At 72.4% G+C, this 17,104-nt stretch carries 12 protein-coding genes; 9 read left to right on the forward strand and 3 right to left on the reverse strand.

Annotated elements, in window-relative coordinates:
• The first annotated feature begins 41 nt into the window (after positions 1-41).
• The 3 genes from cofD (at position 42) to ACIRGB_RS14465 (ending at position 3,386) form a co-directional block, all read left to right on the forward strand.
• Positions 42-1,001, forward strand: coding sequence for a 2-phospho-L-lactate transferase (gene cofD, locus ACIRGB_RS14455; RefSeq protein ID WP_403863540.1), 960 nt, complete (start codon positions 42-44; stop codon positions 999-1,001).
• A complete protein-coding gene (locus ACIRGB_RS14460) occupies positions 998-2,329 on the forward strand; it encodes a coenzyme F420-0:L-glutamate ligase (protein ID WP_403863543.1) in 1,332 nt (443 codons plus the stop codon). Before cofD ends, ACIRGB_RS14460 begins: the two co-directional genes overlap by 4 nt.
• 76 nt (positions 2,330-2,405) lie before the next feature.
• Positions 2,406-3,386, forward strand: coding sequence for a DNA-3-methyladenine glycosylase family protein (locus ACIRGB_RS14465; protein ID WP_403863546.1), 981 nt, complete (start codon positions 2,406-2,408; stop codon positions 3,384-3,386).
• Between the two features lie 119 nt (positions 3,387-3,505).
• On the opposite strand, the gene ACIRGB_RS14470 is transcribed toward ACIRGB_RS14465, so the two are convergent.
• Together ACIRGB_RS14470 and ACIRGB_RS14475 are read right to left on the reverse strand one after the other, a co-directional pair.
• Complete coding sequence (locus ACIRGB_RS14470) at positions 3,506-4,588, reverse strand: sugar phosphate nucleotidyltransferase (RefSeq protein ID WP_403863549.1); 1,083 nt, start codon at positions 4,586-4,588, stop codon at positions 3,506-3,508.
• A 75-nt stretch (positions 4,589-4,663) separates the two neighbouring features.
• A complete protein-coding gene (locus ACIRGB_RS14475; protein WP_403864846.1) occupies positions 4,664-5,914 on the reverse strand; it encodes an N-acetylmuramoyl-L-alanine amidase in 1,251 nt (416 codons plus the stop codon).
• A gap of 139 nt (positions 5,915-6,053) precedes the next feature.
• Here ACIRGB_RS14475 and ACIRGB_RS14480 point away from each other — a divergent pair, with 139 nt between their 5' ends.
• The 6 genes from ACIRGB_RS14480 to ACIRGB_RS14505 all read left to right on the forward strand — a co-directional run bounded on the left by ACIRGB_RS14480 (position 6,054) and on the right by ACIRGB_RS14505 (position 16,010).
• Complete coding sequence (locus tag ACIRGB_RS14480) at positions 6,054-6,818, forward strand: TIGR03089 family protein (RefSeq protein ID WP_403863552.1); 765 nt, start codon at positions 6,054-6,056, stop codon at positions 6,816-6,818.
• A 512-nt stretch (positions 6,819-7,330) separates the two neighbouring features.
• Positions 7,331-8,521, forward strand: coding sequence for an LCP family protein (locus tag ACIRGB_RS14485; protein ID WP_403863555.1), 1,191 nt, complete (start codon positions 7,331-7,333; stop codon positions 8,519-8,521).
• 266 nt (positions 8,522-8,787) lie between these two features.
• Entirely contained in the window at positions 8,788-10,491 is a 1,704-nt protein-coding gene (locus ACIRGB_RS14490) for an LCP family protein (RefSeq protein WP_403863558.1), read from the forward strand.
• Positions 10,492-10,658: 167 nt separating this feature from the next.
• Complete coding sequence (locus ACIRGB_RS14495; RefSeq protein WP_403863561.1) at positions 10,659-12,380, forward strand: LCP family protein; 1,722 nt, start codon at positions 10,659-10,661, stop codon at positions 12,378-12,380.
• 217 nt (positions 12,381-12,597) lie between these two features.
• A complete protein-coding gene (locus tag ACIRGB_RS14500) occupies positions 12,598-14,289 on the forward strand; it encodes an LCP family protein (RefSeq protein ID WP_403863564.1) in 1,692 nt (563 codons plus the stop codon).
• Between the two features lie 77 nt (positions 14,290-14,366).
• Positions 14,367-16,010 carry an LCP family protein gene (locus tag ACIRGB_RS14505; protein WP_403863567.1) on the forward strand — a complete coding sequence of 548 codons (1,644 nt, stop codon included), beginning with the start codon at positions 14,367-14,369 and terminating at the stop codon, positions 16,008-16,010.
• A 9-nt stretch (positions 16,011-16,019) separates the two neighbouring features.
• On the opposite strand, the gene ACIRGB_RS14510 is transcribed toward ACIRGB_RS14505, so the two are convergent.
• Positions 16,020-17,075 (reverse strand): glycosyltransferase family 2 protein, encoded by a 1,056-nt coding sequence (locus tag ACIRGB_RS14510; protein ID WP_403863570.1) that lies wholly within the window; start codon positions 17,073-17,075, stop codon positions 16,020-16,022.
• Positions 17,076-17,104: the final 29 nt, after the last annotated feature.

The raw sequence follows: 17,104 nt of genomic DNA on the forward strand, positions 1-17,104 counted from the left end.
CTGGCTGACGCGCTGTCGTACCGGCCTGCAAGACTGGGGTCATGCGCATTGTGGTTCTGGCAGGCGGCATCGGTGGTGCCCGGTTCCTGCGTGGTCTCCAGCAGGCCGCGCCCGACGCGGACATCACGGTCATCGGCAACACCGGGGACGACATCCACCTCTTCGGGCTGAAGGTCTGCCCGGACCTCGACACGGTGATGTACACGCTCGGCGGCGGCATCAACGAGGAGCAGGGCTGGGGACGGGCCGACGAGACCTTCCACCTCAAGGAGGAACTGGCGGCGTACGGCGTCGGCCCCGAGTGGTTCGGCCTCGGTGACCGCGACTTCGCCACGCACATCGTGCGGACGCAGATGATCACCGCGGGCTTTCCGCTCAGCGCGGTGACCGAGGCGCTGTGCGACCGCTGGAAGCCCGGCGTACGGCTGCTCCCGATGACCGACGACCGCGTGGAGACGCACGTGGCGGTCGAGCTGGACGGGGAGCGCAAGGCGGTCCACTTCCAGGAGTACTGGGTGCGCCTGCGCGCCTCCGTCCCCGCCGAGGCGGTCGTGCCGGTGGGCGCCGAGCAGTCCAAGCCCGCGCCGGGTGTCCTGGAGGCCATCGCCGAGGCGGACGTGATCCTCTTCCCGCCCTCCAACCCGGTCGTCTCCATCGGCACGATCCTCGCCGTGCCCGGCATCCGCGAGGCGATCGCCGACGCCGGGGTGCCAGTGGTGGGCCTGTCCCCCATCGTCGGGGACGCGCCCGTGCGCGGGATGGCCGACAAGGTGCTCGCCGCGGTCGGCGTGGAGTCCACGGCCGCCGCGGTCGCCGAGCACTACGGCTCGGGCCTGCTCGACGGCTGGCTGGTCGACACGGTCGACGCGGACGCCGTCACCCGGGTGAAGGCGGCCGGCATCCTCTGCCGCGCCGTACCGCTGATGATGACCGACCTCGACGCGACGGCGCAGATGGCCCGGGAGGCGCTGACGCTGGCCGAGGAGGTGCGGGAGGCATGAGCGGCGAGAGCCACGACGACGCCCCCGGCCACGGGGACGGCTACCGGGTGTGGGCCCTGCCCGGCCTGCCCGAGGTGCGCCCCGGCGACGACCTGGCCAAGCTGATCGCGGCCACCGAGCCCGCCCTGGCCGACGGGGACGTGCTGCTCGTCACGTCCAAGATCGTCTCCAAGGCCGAGGGCCGGGTCGTAGAGGCCGCCGACCGGGAGGCCGCGATCGACGCGGAGACCGTACGGGTGGTGGCCCGGCGCGGCCCGCTGCGCATCGTCGAGAACCGGCAGGGCCTGGTCATGGCGGCGGCCGGCGTCGACGCCTCCAACACTCCGCCCGGGACCGTACTGCTGCTCCCCGAGGACCCCGACGCCTCCGCGCGCGGCCTGCGCGAGGGGCTCCGCGACACGCTGGGCGTGGACGTCGGCGTCATCGTCACCGACACCTTCGGGCGCCCCTGGCGGGCCGGGCTCACGGACGTGGCGATCGGCGCCGCGGGCGTCCGCGTCCTCGACGACCTGCGCGGCGGCACGGACGCGCACGGCAATCCGCTCGGCGCGACCGTCGTCGCCACCGCCGACGAGCTGGCCGCCGCGGGCGACCTGGTCAAGGGCAAGGCCGCGGGCCTGCCCGTCGCCGTGGTGCGCGGGCTGCCGCAGGTGGTCGCCGAGGACGACGGCGAGGGCGCGCGGGCCATGGTGCGCGGCGCGCGCGACGACATGTTCCGCCTCGGCACCTCGGAGGCGGTACGGCAGGCGGTCACGCAGCGGCGTACGGTACGGGCCTTCACGGACGAGCCGGTCGACCCCGACGCCGTGCGCCGGGCGGTGGCCGCGGCGGTGACCGCGCCGGCGCCGCACCACACCACGCCGTGGCGGTTCGTGCTGCTGGAGTCCGCGGACTCCCGCACCCGGCTCCTGGACGCGATGCGGGACGCCTGGATCGCGGACCTGCGGCGCGACGGCAAGAGCGAGGAGTCCATCGCCAAGCGCGTGCGGCGCGGCGACGTGCTGCGCGACGCGCCCTACCTCGTCGTCCCCTGCCTGGTCATGGACGGCTCGCACACCTACGGGGACGCGCGGCGGGACGGGGCCGAGCGGGAGATGTTCGTGGTCGCCACCGGCGCGGGCGTGCAGAACCTGCTCGTCGCGCTCGCCGGGGAGCGGCTGGGTTCCGCGTGGGTGTCCTCGACGATGTTCTGCCGGGACGTCGTACGGGAGGTGCTGGGGCTGCCGGGCGACTGGGACCCGATGGGGGCGGTGGCGGTCGGGCATCCGGCCGAGGAGCCGAAGGCCCGGGCGGAGCGGGACGCGGAGGCGTTCATCGAGGTGCGGTGAGCCCTCTACTCTCGTAGGGGCTCTCTCGTCCCGTAAGGGCTCCCCTCCCCTCCCGCTTCGCCCAAGGACCTCACTCGTGGCAGGACGTTTCGCTCCCCGGACCCCGCGCGCCGCTGTGCGCGGCGGGATACCCCGGCAGGCGCTCGCGCCGGGCCGGGTGCGGGTGTGGGTGCCGGACGGGCCGCTGGACCTGGGGCTGGTACTCGGTCCGCTGCGGCGCGGGCCGGGCGATCCGACGTTCCGGACGATGCCGGACGGGTCCGTGTGGCGGGCCAGCCGGACACCCGCCGGGCCGGGCACGCTCCGGGTCACCGCGCGTGGCGGTGAGCTGCGCGGCGAGGCCTGGGGGCCGGGGGCCGAGTGGCTGCTGGAGCAGCTGCCGCGGATGCTGGGCGCCGAGGACGACCCGGCGGCGTTCGTGCCGCGGCACCGGCTGCTGGCGTTCACCGCGCATCGGCGTCCGGGACTGCGGCTGGCGCGGACCGGGCTGGTGCTGGAGTCGTTGATCCCGTCGGTCCTGGAGCAGAAGGTCACGACGCTGGAGGCGTACCAGGCGTGGCGGCTGCTGGTACGGAAGTTCGGGGAGCCGGCGCCGGGGCCCGCGCCCGGGCGGATGTGTGTGATGCCGTCGGCGCGCACCTGGGCGCTGATCCCGTCCTGGGAGTGGCATCTGGCCGGAGTGGACGACAAGCGGGCCTCGACGATCCTGCGGGCCGTGCGGGTCGCCGCGCGACTGGAGGAGGCGGCGGGGATGGAGCCGGCGGCCGCGCAGGAGCGGCTGGAGCTGGTCTCCGGGATCGGGCCGTGGACGTCGGCGGAGACCGTGCAGCGCAGTCATGGGGCGCCGGACGCGGTGACCGTGGGCGATCTGCATCTGCCGGGGATCGTGGGGTTCGCGCTGGGCGGGGACCGGTACGCGGATGACGCGGAGATGCTGCGGTTGCTGGAGCCGTACGCGGGGCAGCGGCATCGGGCGGCTCGGCTGGTGCTGTTGAGTGGGCGGGTGCCGGGGAGGCGGGCGCCGCGGATGGCTCCGCGGGGGATCGAGCGGCTGTAGGTGGTCCGGGGTTCACCTGGCACCCGGCGTGGGTGCGGGGCGGGGGCGGGTGCGCGGCCCGGCTTTGCGGGGTGCCGCTGCGCCCACCCGTGCCGCCCCAGCGGCACGACTGCCCGCAGCTAAGCGTCCGGGGAGAAGCGTAGGGATGCCGGGGGGATGTGGGCGTCGCACCAGATGCGGGCGCCGGAGCGGAGTTCGTTGTCGGCGCCGATGACCGCGCCGTCGCCGATGACCGTGTCGGCCAGGACCGAGCGGGTGCCGACGCGGGCGCGGGCGCCGATGAGGGAGTCGGTGATGACGGCCCCCGGCTCGATGACGGCGCCCGGCAGGATCGTGCTGCCGAAGACGCGCGCGCCCTCCGCCACGAAGGCGCCCTCGCCGACCACCGTGCCGCCGGCCAGCTTGGCGTCGGGGGCGACCTGGGCCGTGGGCAGGACGAGGCGGTCGCCGCAGCGGCCCGGCACCGCCGGGGACGGGGCGCGGCCCAGGACCAGGTCGGCCGAGCCGCGGACGAAGGCCGCCGGGGTGCCCAGGTCCAGCCAGTACGTGGAGTCGACCATGCCCTGGAGGTGCGCGCCGGTGGCGAGGAGCTCGGGGAAGGTCTCGCGTTCGACCGAGACCGGGCGCCCGGTCGGGATCGTGTCGATGACGGAGCGGCGGAAGACGTACGCCCCCGCGTTGATCTGGTCGGTGACGATCTCCTCGGGGGTCTGGGGCTTCTCCAGGAAGGCGAGCACCCTGCCCGTCCCGTCCGTGGGGACCAGGCCGTACGCCCTCGGGTCGGTCACCTGCGTCAGGTGCAGGGAGACGTCCGCGCCCGAAGTCTCGTGGGTGCGGACCAGCGCGCCGATGTCCAGGCCCGTCAGGATGTCGCCGTTGAAGATCAGCACCGGCTCCTCGGGGCCCGAGTGCAGCCGGGACGCCACGTTGCGGATGGCGCCGCCGGTGCCGAGCGGCTCCTCCTCCGTGACGTACTCGAGGTGCAGGCCCAGCGCCGAGCCGTCGCCGAAGTACGGCTCGAAGACCTCGGCCAGGTAGCTCGTCGCGAGCACGATGTGGTCGACGCCGGCCGCCTTGGCCCGCGCCAGCTGGTGCGTGAGGAACGGCACTCCGGCAGCCCGGACCATGGGCTTGGGCGTGTTCACCGTGAGCGGGCGCAGCCGCGTGCCCTTGCCGCCGACCAGGAGGATCGCTTCTGTCACCTGTCGTCTCTGCTTCCTGCCGGGACCGGCCGAACTGTCTTTCGGCGGGCCAGTGTATGCAGACCGCTCCCGCGCTCAGCGGCCCTGGTACTTCGCCGCCTTCGAACGGGCCGTGCCGAGCTTGGCGTAGAGCTTCTTGCCGGGGCAGTTGGTGGCGAAGCCGTCACGGTGACCGGAGATGACGTTCAGTCGTACTTTCTTGCCCTTTCGGTAGAGGTTGCCACCCCCGGACTTCAGGTATGTCTTCCCGCGCGGATTCATGCCGTAGAGCCCGACCTTCCACGCGGTGAGCCGGGCGATCGCCTTCAGCGCGGCCGAGGACGGCTTCTTCGCGCTGTAGGTGCCGAGCACGGCGATTCCCATGCTGTTGGAGTTGAACCCCAGGGTGTGGGCGCCCAGCACCGGCTTGGACACGCCTCCGGCCCGGCCCTCGTAGATGTGTCCGCACTTGTCGACGAGGAAGTTGTAGCCGAGATCACGCCAGCCCATGCTGTTGACGTGGTAGCGGTAAATGCCGCGGATGACGGACGGTGCCTGTGAGCAGCGGTAGTTGTTGCCGGTGGCCGAGTGGTGCACGAAGGCCGTCTTGACCTTCTTCGTGTACACGTACCCCTTCTCGCGCAGCGTCTCGTCGGCGCCCCAGCCGCGGCGGGTGGTGATGCTCGGGCGGGGGCCGACGTGCGGCTTGGCCTTCTGCCGCGCGGGAAGCGCGGGAAGTGCGGGGAGCACGGCGGGTTCCGCCCGGGTCCGCGCGCGGTTCGTCGGCGGCGGGGTGTCCGCGCCGGGGTCGACGAGTTCGAGGCGCAGGCCGGTGGGGAGCGGCGCGGCGGACCGGGTGGTGCCGGGCGTGCTCTCGGCCCGTACCCGCACCTCGACGCCGTCGGACTCGCCCACCCACAGCGGTGCGGTGGCGCCGCGGACACGGCCAGAGGTGCTCTCCGGGGTGCCCGGGTCGGCGGCGTGGTCGGCGTGGTGGGTCTCCAGTTCCCGCCAGCCGGACCAGGTGCCGGTGGCGGCGGTCCGGGTACGGACCTCGACGCGGCCGTGGAGTTCGGTGGCGGGGCTGTCCCAGACCACGCCGACGAGCGAGAAGTGCCGTACGTCCCTGCGGTGCAGGCCCTGTTCGGCCGCGCCGGGTGCACGGTCGCGGGCGAGGGGGGCGAGGGGCAGCGACTGGGTGCCGCCGGGGGTGTACGCCCCGGGCCGTGCGGCCGAACTCGTCGCGGGTGGGGCCGAGGAGGCGGCGGCTGCCGCGGGCGGGGCGAGCGGGAGGGCCAGGGCCGCCGCGCAGGTGACGCCGGTCGAGGAAGCTAGGAATCCGCGCATGCCCCTGATCCTGGACATGGTCTGACAGATATGTCTATTTGGGATCTGACGGGCCGTAGGGTGTTTTGGTCCGATCCGGTGGTGGTGCGGTACGCCGTCCGCTCGGTGCCCGTGGCCCGGCCCGCGTACGCTTGCGCGGGTGAACGCGACCGATCGCACCCCTGCCGACCTGCTGAGTTCCGCGCTCGCCGCGGACCCGGGACGCCCCCTGGTGACCTTCTACGACGACGCCACGGGCGAACGCGTCGAACTGTCCGTGGCCACCTTCGCCAATTGGGTGGCCAAGACCGCGAACCTGCTCCAGGACGAACTGTCCGTCGAACCCGGCGACCGGGTGGCGCTGCTGCTGCCCGCGCACTGGCAGACGGCGGTGTGGCTGCTGGCGTGCACGTCGGTGGGCGTCGTCGCCGACGTGGCGGGCGATCCGGGGGCGGCGGACGTGGTCGTGAGCGGGCCCGAACCGGAGTCGCTGGAGGCCGCGCGGGCGTGCTCGGGGGCGCGGATCGCGCTGGCGTTGCGGCCGCTGGGGGGCCGGTTCGCGCCGGCGCCGCCGGAGGGCTTCGCCGACTACGCGGTGGAGGTGCCGGGGCAGGGGGACCGGTTCGTGCGGTACGCGCCGGTGGACCCGGAGGCACCGGCGCTGATCGTGGCCGGGCGGGAGTTCAGCGGGGCGGAGGTCGTGGAGCGGGCGCGGGCGGAGGCGGCGGGGCTGGGGCTCACGGGGCCGGGGGCGCGGATCCTGTCGGGGCTGCCGTACGACACGTGGGAGGGGTTGAGCGCGGGGTTGTACGGGCCGCTGGCGAGTGGGGGGTCGGTGGTGTTGTGCCGGCATCTGGAGCTGGCGGGGGCGGGTGTGGTGGATCAGCGGATCGAGGCGGAGCGGGTGTCTGCGACGGCTCGGTGAGGTTCCGCCGGGTGGGTGGTGGATCGGCGTTGAGGTGACGCCGGTGAGTCGGTGAGCGGTGCCGGGTCTGTGCGCGGGGTCGGTTCCGGCGTGGGGCGGGGCCCGGCGCTGATCCGTGCTCGGGGTCGGTCTCGGCGTGGGGTGGGCGGCGCGACCCGGCGCTGACCCGTGCGCGGGGTCGGTCTCGGCGTGAGGTGGGGGGGGCGCGGCCCGGCGCTGATCCGTGCTCGGGGTCGGTGTGGGCGCGGGGTGGGGTGCGCGGCCCGGCGCTGGCGGGGTGCCGCCTGCGCCCACCCGTGCCGCCCTAGGCGGCACGAATGCCCGCAGCTTGGTGGGGGCGCGACTGCCCGCAGCCTGGGGGCGCGACTGCCCGCGGCTTGAGAGGGGCACGACGGCCCGCAGCCTGGCCGCAGGCCGGGGGGCGCGTCCACCGTTCGGGCTAGGTCCGTTCCGTCTTTTGTCTTCGCTCGGGGCATGGTCGTAGCAGCGTGCGGGTGTGGACGGAGGCAGGCGTGGGTGATGACGCGGGCACTGCGGCCTCCCGCGGGGACCCGGGGCACGGGGCGTCCGCGAGCGGGGCCGGGCTGAAGCGGCGGCGGCGCAGGCGGCGGCTGGGGATCGCCGGGATCGCGGTGGTCGTGCTGGCCGGGGGTGCGGTGGGCGTCGGATGGGCGGTGTACGCCAAGCTGAACGGCAACATCACCGCGGACGAGGCGGCCGCGGCCGAACTCGCCCGGTACGAGAAGGAGCGGCCCACCGCGCTGGTGCGCGGCGCGCAGAACGTGCTGCTGATCGGGTCGGACTCGCGGGCCGGGGACGGCAACGCGCGCTACGGGCGGGACTCCGGTACCGAGCGGTCGGACACCACGATCCTGCTGCACCTGGCCGCGGGCCGGGACAGCGTCACCGCCGTCTCCCTCCCCCGCGACCTGATGGTGGACGTCCCCGGCTGCCACCGCCCGGACGGGTCCCGCACCGAACCGGCGCTCCAGCAGTTCAACTACGCCTTCGCGACGGGCGGTTCGGCGTGCTCGATCCGTACGGTGGAGAAGCTGACCGGCATCCGCGTCGACCATCACGTGGTCGTCGACTTCGCGGGCTTCAAGGAGATGGTCGACGCGCTCGACGGCGTCGAGGTGTGCCTGCGCAAACCGGTCGACGACAAGGACGCCAAGCTGAAACTGCCCGCGGGCCGGGTGACGCTCGACGGGGAGCAGGCGCTCGGGTACGTCCGGGCCCGCAAGACGCTCGGCGACGGCAGCGACACCGACCGGATGGACCGGCAGCAGCGCTTTCTGGGCGCGCTCGTGAACAAGGTGCAGAGCAATGACGTGCTGCTGAATCCGGTGAAGCTGTATCCCGTACTGGACGCCGCCACGTCGTCGCTCACCACGGACCCGGACCTGGCGAATCTGCGCGGCCTGTACGACCTGGTGCGCGGGCTGCGCGGGATTCCCACCGAACGCGTGCAATTCCTGACCGTCCCGCGGGAGTCGTACGCGGGTGACGCCAATCGGGACCAGCTCGTGCAGCCGGACGCCGAGAACCTGTTCACCCGCCTGCGGACGGACGAGCCGGTGACGATCGCGGCCTCCCGGCAGGACTCGACGGGCGGTACGGCGCATTCCGGCGAACCCGGTGACGCCGATTCCCCGGCGCCGACGTTCAGCGGGAACACCGCCGACGAGGACATCTGCGAGTAAAGCGCGCTACAAGAAGGGGCAACCCGGGGTGCAAGAAGGTCTGCGCGAGCGGACAATTGTCCGATAAATGCGCCGGATTGCCCAGTTGTAAAGGCCGTGGAATGCGTCACTGCCGTCGCCCCGCGCCCGACGGGACGGTTAATGTGAGCGATCCGGTGTGCCCGGCCGTGGAGTTCTGCCCTGGCCACGCACTGAACTGACGTGAGCGAGACCGGGCGCCCGGAGGGGAGGGCGCCGCGTGGCCCCGACGGAGGATTCGGACAACCGTGGACGCGCAAGGCCGTGGGCGGGCGGAGGACATCGACCCCGCAGACCAGTGGGTACTCAATCCGGACACCGGCGACTACGAACTGCGACTGCCCCCTTCCGCACCGCAGTCACCGATCCCGGCCCCCCGCCGGGCCTCGCCCGCACCGGCCGCGCCCGAGGTCCCGGCGCCCCGCAGGCGCCGTTCGGCGCCGGAGGAGCCGCCGCCGGGACGGCGCGGTCGCCGGCGGCCGGCGAAGAAGAAGTCGCGGGGCAAGCGGGTCCTGCTGTGGACCGGCGGCACGATGGCGTTCGTCGTCCTCGCCGCCGGCACCGCCGGCTACCTCTACCTCCAGCACCTGAACGACAACATCGACTCCCTCCCCGACGACGGCGCGAGCACCGGTGGCTTCCAGAAGGACCAGGCCATCAACATCCTGCTGATCGGCACCGACAAGCGCACCGGCTCCGGCAACGACGGCTACGGTGACCGGGGCAGTGCCGGCCACGCCGACACCACGATCCTGCTGCACGTCGCCAAGGACCGCTCCAACGCCACCGCCCTGAGCATCCCCCGCGACCTGATCGTCGACGTCCCCGACTGCCCGACCACGCAGGAGGACGGGAGCACCAAGGTCATCCCGGGCTCCTCCGGCGTCCGCTTCAACACCAGCCTGGGCCAGAGCGGCCGTACGCCCAGCTGCACCATGCGGACCGTGACCGAGCTGACCGGGGTGAAGCCCGACAACTTCATGGTGGCCGACTTCAACGCGGTCAAGACGCTGACCTCGGCGGTCGGCGGCGTCGAGGTCTGTCTGGCGAAGGACATCAACGACCCCGACTCGCACCTGAACCTGTCGGCGGGCAAGCACACCGTCGAGGGCGAGCAGGCCCTCGCCTTCGTCCGCACCCGGCACTCGGTCGGCTTCGGCGGCGACCTGAGCCGCATCGAGATCCAGCAGCAGTTCCTCAGCTCGCTGATGCGCAAGCTGAAGTCCAACGACACGCTCACCAGCCCGACGAAGATGGTGAAGCTGGCCGAGGCGGGCACCAAGGCGCTGACCGTCGACGCCAAGCTGGACAGCATCGGCAAGCTGAAGGACCTCGGTCTGGAGCTGGGCAAGCTCAACACCAAGAACCTGACCTTCGCCACCGTGCCGGTGAAGGACAACCCGGCCGAGAAGACCCCGGTGACCGTCGTCCTCAAGGACGGGCCCGCCCAGCAGGTCTTCGACATGGTCAAGAACGACGTCTCCTTCACCGAGGTCAAGAAGAAGGAGAAGGAGAAGAAGAAAAAGGAGGACGCCGCGGTCGCCGCCCGCCTGGAGGGCGAGAAGTCCGAGCCCGGCGAGATCCGCGTCCGCCTCCTCAACGGCGGCGCCTCGTCCGGAAGCGCGGGACGCGAGCTGACCTACCTCCAGAACGAGGCCGGCGTCACCAAGTCGGAGAACGCGGGCAACGCCCCCGCCGAACTTGCCAAGACAACCCTGGAGTACGCCCCCGACCAGGCCGACCAGGCCCGCGCCCTCGCCGAGATCCTCGGCCTGTCCGGCGCCGCCATGAAGCCCGGCGAGAGCGTCACCAACTCCCAGGGCCTGCCCGCCATGACCCTCACCCTCGGCAAGGACTTCAAGGGCGCCGGGGTCAAGCTCGACGCCACCTCCGCGGCGGTACCGGAGGACCTCCAGAAGTCCACGGCGGACAAGGTCGAGTGCGCGAAGTGACCTGAGGGCCTCCACGACCGTCTGACAGTACGACAGTCCATCGGTCGACCGGTCCAACCGCGAACGAACCACCGGGCGCCGTACAGCCAACGCGCGGCGTCGTACGTCCAACTGTGCGAACAGGCCGCGTGCGGGAGCACGTTCGCGGGCCCGAGGGTGGGAGAGGCATGACGCAGAGCAGTGTGCGCGGGGAGGGAACGCGACCCGACACGGTCCGGCCCGCCCGCGGCAGGCGAGCCGGACGCGGCGGAGGGGAAGAGGGCGGCGCGGGCACGGGCGGGCGGGGCGGCGCGGGCGGCCACGGCGGACGCTCCGGGCGGCGGCGCGGCGGCGGACGGCGGCACCGGGCGCTGAGGTGGTCCGCGACCACCCTCGCGGTGCTGATACTCGGCACGGCCGGCGCCGGATACCTCTACTACCAGCACCTGAACGGCAACATCGACAAGGGCGAGCGCAGCAGCGGCGACTCCAAGGCGCACAAGGCCGAGCCGAACGCCGCCGGACAGACGCCCCTGAACATCCTGCTGCTCGGCTCCGACAGCCGCGCCTCCGACGCCAACGTGGCGCTGGGCGGCGGCAAGAACCACCGCGACAACCCGCCGCTGGCCGACGTGCAGATGCTGATCCACCTGGCCGCCGACCGCAAGAGCGCCGCGGTGGTGAGCATCCCCCGGGACACCCGGGTCGACATCCCGGCCTGCCAGGACCCCGGCACCGGGGAGAAGTTCCCGGCGACCAACGACATCATCAACACGTCGCTGGCCCGCGGCGGCGCCGGCTGCACCCTGGCCGCCTGGGAGAACCTCACCGGCGTCTACATCGACCACTGGATGACGATCGACTTCGCGGGCGTGGTCTCGATGGCCGACGCCATCGGCGGGGTCGAGGTCTGCGTGAACCAGAACGTGTGGGACCGCCCGCTGCCCGGCGTGCCCGGCGGCTCCGGCCTGAAGATGACCGCCGGCCGGAAGAAGGTCCAGGGCGAGCAGGCGCTTCAGTGGCTGCGCACCCGGCACGCCTGGGGCAGCGACCCGCTGCGGGCCCGGGCCCAGCACATGTACATGAACTCGATGATCCGCACGCTGAAGAGCCAGAACGTCTTCACGGACGCCGGCCGGCTGATGGACCTGGCCGAGGCCGCCACGAAGTCGCTGACGGTCTCCGAGGAGATCGGCACCGTCAAGAAGCTGTACGACCTGGGCACGCAGCTCAAGACGGTGCCCACGGACCGCATCACCATGACGACGATCCCCACCGTCGAGGACCCCGAGGACAGGAATCACCTGCTTCCGGCCCCCGACGCCGACAAGATGTGGGCGATGCTCCGCGACGACGTGTCCTTCGACGACAAGGGCACGAAGGACAAGAAGGGCACCGACGAGAAGGGCACCGGCAAGGGGCCCGGCGAGGACGCCGCCCGAGACGGCGCCACCGGGCAGGACGGCGCCGAGCAGCCCGCCGACGAGCCCGCCGCCGACGCCGAGATCGGCGTCCTCGTGCGGAACGCCACCCGCTCGGCCACCCTCGGCCCGGTCACCGGCCGGGCCGGTGCGATCGCCGGGGCGCTGGTGGAGAAGGGCTTCGCCAAGGCGACGAAGGACGGCTCGGCGGCGCTCTCCGAGGAGCGGACCGTGGTGCGTTACCCGAGCGACGCGTTGGCGGGCGACGCACGGCGCGTGGCCGAGGCGATGGGGATCCCGGCGAACGCGGTGCGCAAGTCCGCGGACGTGTCCGGGATCACTCTCGTCGTGGGAGCTGACTGGCGCGAGGGCACGTCCTATCCGAAGCAGAGGACGCCCGAGGCCGGCGACCTGCCGGAGACGAGCGACGCCCTCAACGGCTCGGACAGCAGCACGTGCATGGACGTCTACAAGCCGTATCGATGGTAGGAGGTCACGAAAATAGGAGGGAATGGGGCGGGAATGCCCTGTTGTAGGGGTGACGATCGTGACACCAGGGTCGTTCGACGCCGAACCGGGCGGATAGTGTGAGCGCTCCAGTGCTCCCTGCCGCGAGGTCCGCCCTGGCGTCGTGCACTTGTTGACTCTTTACCGTGCACCTTCAGGGGAAGGTGCCGCGTGGCCCCCGACGGAGGATTGGGAGACCGTGGACGCGCAAGGACGTGGGCGGGCAGACGACGTGGACCCCGCAGACCAGTGGGTGCTGAATCCGCAGACCGGTGAATACGAACTGCGGCTGTCCCCCTCCGCACCGGAGTCGTCCGTCCCCGGACCACGCACGGCGGGGCGCCGTACGGCCGCTCCCGGGCGCGAGGTGCCGCCCCAGCGGCGGCGCCGTCCGGAGCCCGGGGCGCCGGTGCCCGGGCGGCGCGGACGCCGGCCGGAGAAGAAGAAGTCCCGGGGCAAGAGGGCCCTGCTGTGGACCGGCGGCAGCATGGCCTTCGTCGTCCTGGTGGCGGGTGCGGGCGGCTACCTCTACCTCAAGCACCTGGAGGGCAACGTCTCGACGACGGACGTGGGCACCGCCGGAAGCAGCAGCTTCAAGAAGGACGAGGCCTTCAACATCCTCATCATCGGCACCGACAAGCGCACCGGTGAGGGCAACGAGGGCTACGGCGACAAGGGCAGCGTGGGGCACGCGGACACCAACATCCTGCTGCACGTCTCCGAGGACCGCTCCAACGCCACCGCGCTCAGCATCCCGCGCGACCTGATCGTCGACATCCCCGACTGCGAGACCACGCAGGAGGACGGGACGAAGAAGGTCATCCCGGGCTCCTCCGGCGTCCGCTTCAACCAGAGCCTCGGCGACCTCGGCCGGGACGCGGGCTGCACGATGCGCACGGTGACGGAGACGACCGGCGTCAAGCCCGACCACTTCGTGATGGCCGACTTCAACGCGGTCAAGACCCTGACCTCGGCGGTCGGCGGCGTCGACGTGTGCGTGGAGCACGCCGTGGACGACCCGAAGTCCCATCTCAAGCTGCCCGCGGGCGAGTCCAAGGTCCAGGGCGAGCAGGCCCTCGCCTTCGTCCGCACCCGGCACGCCTTCGGCAACGAGGGCGACCTGGACCGCATCAAGGTGCAGCAGCAGTTCCTCGGCTCGCTCATGCGGAAGATGTCCTCCAGCGACACCCTCACCAGCCCCACAAAGCTGGTGAAGCTCGCCGAGGCCGCCACCGAGGCCCTCACCGTGGACACCGCCATCAGCAAGGTGGGCACGCTCAAGGACATGGCCCTGGAGCTGAAGAAGGTGCCGCCGAAGAACATCACGTTCACCACGGTGCCGGTGATCGACAACCCGGCCGAGAAGGTCAAGGCGACGGTGGTCGTGAACGAGTCGAAGGGCCCCCAGGTCTTCGACATGATCAAGAACGACATCTCCTTCACCGAGGTCAAGAAGAAGGAGAAGAAGGAGAAGGCCGCCGTCGCCGCCCGCCTGGAGGGCGAGAAGTCCGAGCCCGGCGAGGTCCGCGTCCGGGTCATGAACGGCGGCGCCCCCACCGGCAGCGCCCAGGAGGAACTGGCCTACCTCCAGACCCAGGCCGGCGTCGCCAAGTCCGAGAACGCGGGCAACGCCCCCGCCGACCTCGCGAAGACGACCCTGGAGTACGCCCCCGACCAGGCCGACCAGGCCCGCGCCCTCGCCGAGATCCTCGGCCTGTCCGGCGCCGCCATGAAGCCCGGCGAGAGCGTCACCAACTCCCAGGGCCTGCCCACCATGACCCTCACCCTCGGCAAGGACTTCAAGGGCGCCGGGGTCAAGCTCGACGCCAAGTCCATCGAGACGCCGGACCTGGACAAGTCCACGGCCGACCAGAAGCAGTGCGCCAGTTGACCTGAGGGGCCTGTCGTACGTCTCACAGGACGGCGACGGGCCCACGCGGTGGCCCGGGGGCGGGAGGGGACGCGGACGTGACGCGGAGCAGTGTGCAGGGGGAGGACACGGACGAGGGCGCGACCGGCGCCCCCGAGCGTGACCAGGCCGTCCGGGGGGACGGCGACAACGGTGTCGAGGACACCGAAGGCAGTACCGAAGGCAGCACCGAAGGCAGACCCGAGGGCCCCCGCCCGCGGCGCCGCCGCCGGGTCCTGCGCTGGACCGCGGTGGTGCTCGCCGTGGTCCTGGCCGGCACGGCCGGGGCCGGTTACCTCTACTACGAGCACCTCAACGACAACATCAAGCAGGACGTCCTGAACCTGGGCGACAGCAAGGTCGCCGCGCCGACGCCGAACGCGGCCGGGCAGACCCCGCTGAACATCCTCGTCATCGGCTCGGACGCCCGGGACAGCGAGGAGAACCAGCAACTGGGCGGCGCACGCGAGACGTTCGGCTCCACACCGCTGGCGGACGTACAGATGCTGGTGCACCTGTCCGCCGACCGCAGCAACATGTCGGTGGTCAGCATGCCGCGCGACACGCTGCTGGAGATACCCAAGTGCACCGACCCGGACGACGGCACGGTCCACCCGGCGAGCGAGGGCCGGGTGATGACCAACCAGAGCCTCGGCCACGGCGGTCCCGGCTGCACGGTGGCCACCTGGCAGGAGCTGACCGGCATCCACATCGACCACTTCGTCATGGTCGACTTCGCGGGCGTGGTCTCGATGGCGGACGCCGTCGGCGGCGTCCCGGTCTGTGTGGACGCCAACATCCACTCGCGCGACGGCTCGGGCCACGGCTCGGGCCTGAAGCTGGCGAAGGGCACCCACCCGGTCAAGGGCGAGCAGGCCCTGCAATGGCTGCGCACCCGGTACGGCTTCGAGGACGGCAGCGACCTGGCACGGGCCAAGGCCCAGCACATGTACCTGAACTCAATGGTGCGGGTGCTGCGCGAGAACGCGACGCTGACCAGCCCGAACAGGCTGCGCAGGCTCGCCGAGGAGGCCACCGCGGCGCTCACCGTCGACCCGGGCCTGGACTCGGTCAAGAAGCTGTACGACCTCAGCAACGAGCTGCGCGAGGTGAAGCCCGAGCGCATCACCATGACCACGATGCCCAACCGGTACGTGGGCGCCCGCGTCGAGCCGACCGAGGACGCGGAGCGGCTGTTCCGGCTGGTGCGCGAGGACATCGCCCTCGACGGCAAGGACGCGAAGAAGAAGCCCGCCGCGGAGCCGGCGCCCCCGGCCGACCCGGCGGCGCCCGACGACGAGATCGCGGTGCAGGTCCGCAACGGCACCCGCACGGACGCGCGGGGCACCGCCCCCGGACGCGCGAACACCGTCGCCGGGCTCCTGGTGGACCGCGGCTTCACGAAGGCCGTCGCGGACCCGTCGGTGCTGCCCAGCGAGGACCGTACGGTGATCCGCTACCCGAGCGCCGACCTGGAGGGCGACGCCCGGCGCGTCGCCAAGTCCCTGGGCATCCCTGCGAGTTCGGTGAAGCGGTCGACGGACGTCTCCGGCGTGACGCTCGTGGTGGGCGCCGACTGGCGCGAGGGCACGGCGTACAAGGGGCCGGAGAGCGACGACAGCACCCCCGAGTCGGCCGAGGCCCTCAACGGCGCGGACGACAGCGCCTGCATGCACGTGAACCCGGCGTTCACCTGGTCCTGACGGACGGCGTCACCGAGCGGCGGCGGCGTCCGTGGTGTCCGTCTCCGCCTGGACCGCCGGGCGCCGCGAGGCGATGACCTTCCTGGCCAGCGACTTCGGACTGGTCAGGAAGCCCCAGCCCCAGGACATGTGCATGGTCGCCAGCGCCACCGGGATCTGCGCCCGCGCCCTCAGCCCGAGCCCCTTGCCGGCGGGCAGCGAGCCGGCCACGATCGCCGCGAGGTAGCCGCCGGGCACGACGAAGCCCCACGGGGTCAGCACGGCGCCCACCACGACCCCGGCCGCGAGGGCGCACACGGCGGTCGGCGGGGCGAGGTAGCGCAGGTTGATGGAGCCGGAGTGGTAGCGCGCGACGACGTGCCGCCAGCGGCCGTAGTCCTTGTACTGCTTGGCCAGCGCCCGCATGCTCGGCCGGGGACGGTAGGACACCTTCAGCTCGGGCGAGAACCAGATCAGGCCGCCGGCCTCGCGGATGCGGAAGTTCAGCTCCCAGTCCTGGGCGCGAATGAACTCCTCGTTGTACCCGCCCTGCCGCTCCAGCGCCTCGCGGCGGAACACCCCGAGGTAGACGGTCTCGGCGGGCGCGGCCTCGCCGCCCGTGTGGAACGCGGCGTTGCCCACGCCGATCTTCGACGTCATCGCGGCGGCGACGGCGTCCTCCCAGGCGTTCTCGCCCTCGGCGTGCATGATGCCGCCGACGTTCTGCGCGCCGGTCTCCTCCAGGAGCCGTACGGCGGTGGCGATGTAGTTCGGCGAGAGCATGCCGTGGCCGTCGACGCGGACGACGACCGGATGGCGGGAGGCCTTGATCGCGGCGTTCAGCGCGGCGGGCGTGCGGCCGGTGGGGTTCGGCACGGTGTGGACTCGGGGGTCCTCGGCGACGAGCTCGGCGGCGATCTCCTCCGTGCGGTCCGTGGACGGACCGACGGCGATCACGACCTCCATCTCACCGGCGTACTCCTGGGCGAGGATGGCGCGGACGGCGCCGCGCAGATGCCGCTCCTCGTTGAGGACGGGCATGATCACGGAAACGGCGGGCGGCCGCACGTCGGACTTGGCGTTCATCGGTGCTCACGTTACCGCGAACGGGGGAC

Origin of the sequence: Streptomyces sp. NPDC102490, assembly GCF_044765285.1 — a bacterium.
Lineage (GTDB): Bacteria > Actinomycetota > Actinomycetes > Streptomycetales > Streptomycetaceae > Streptomyces.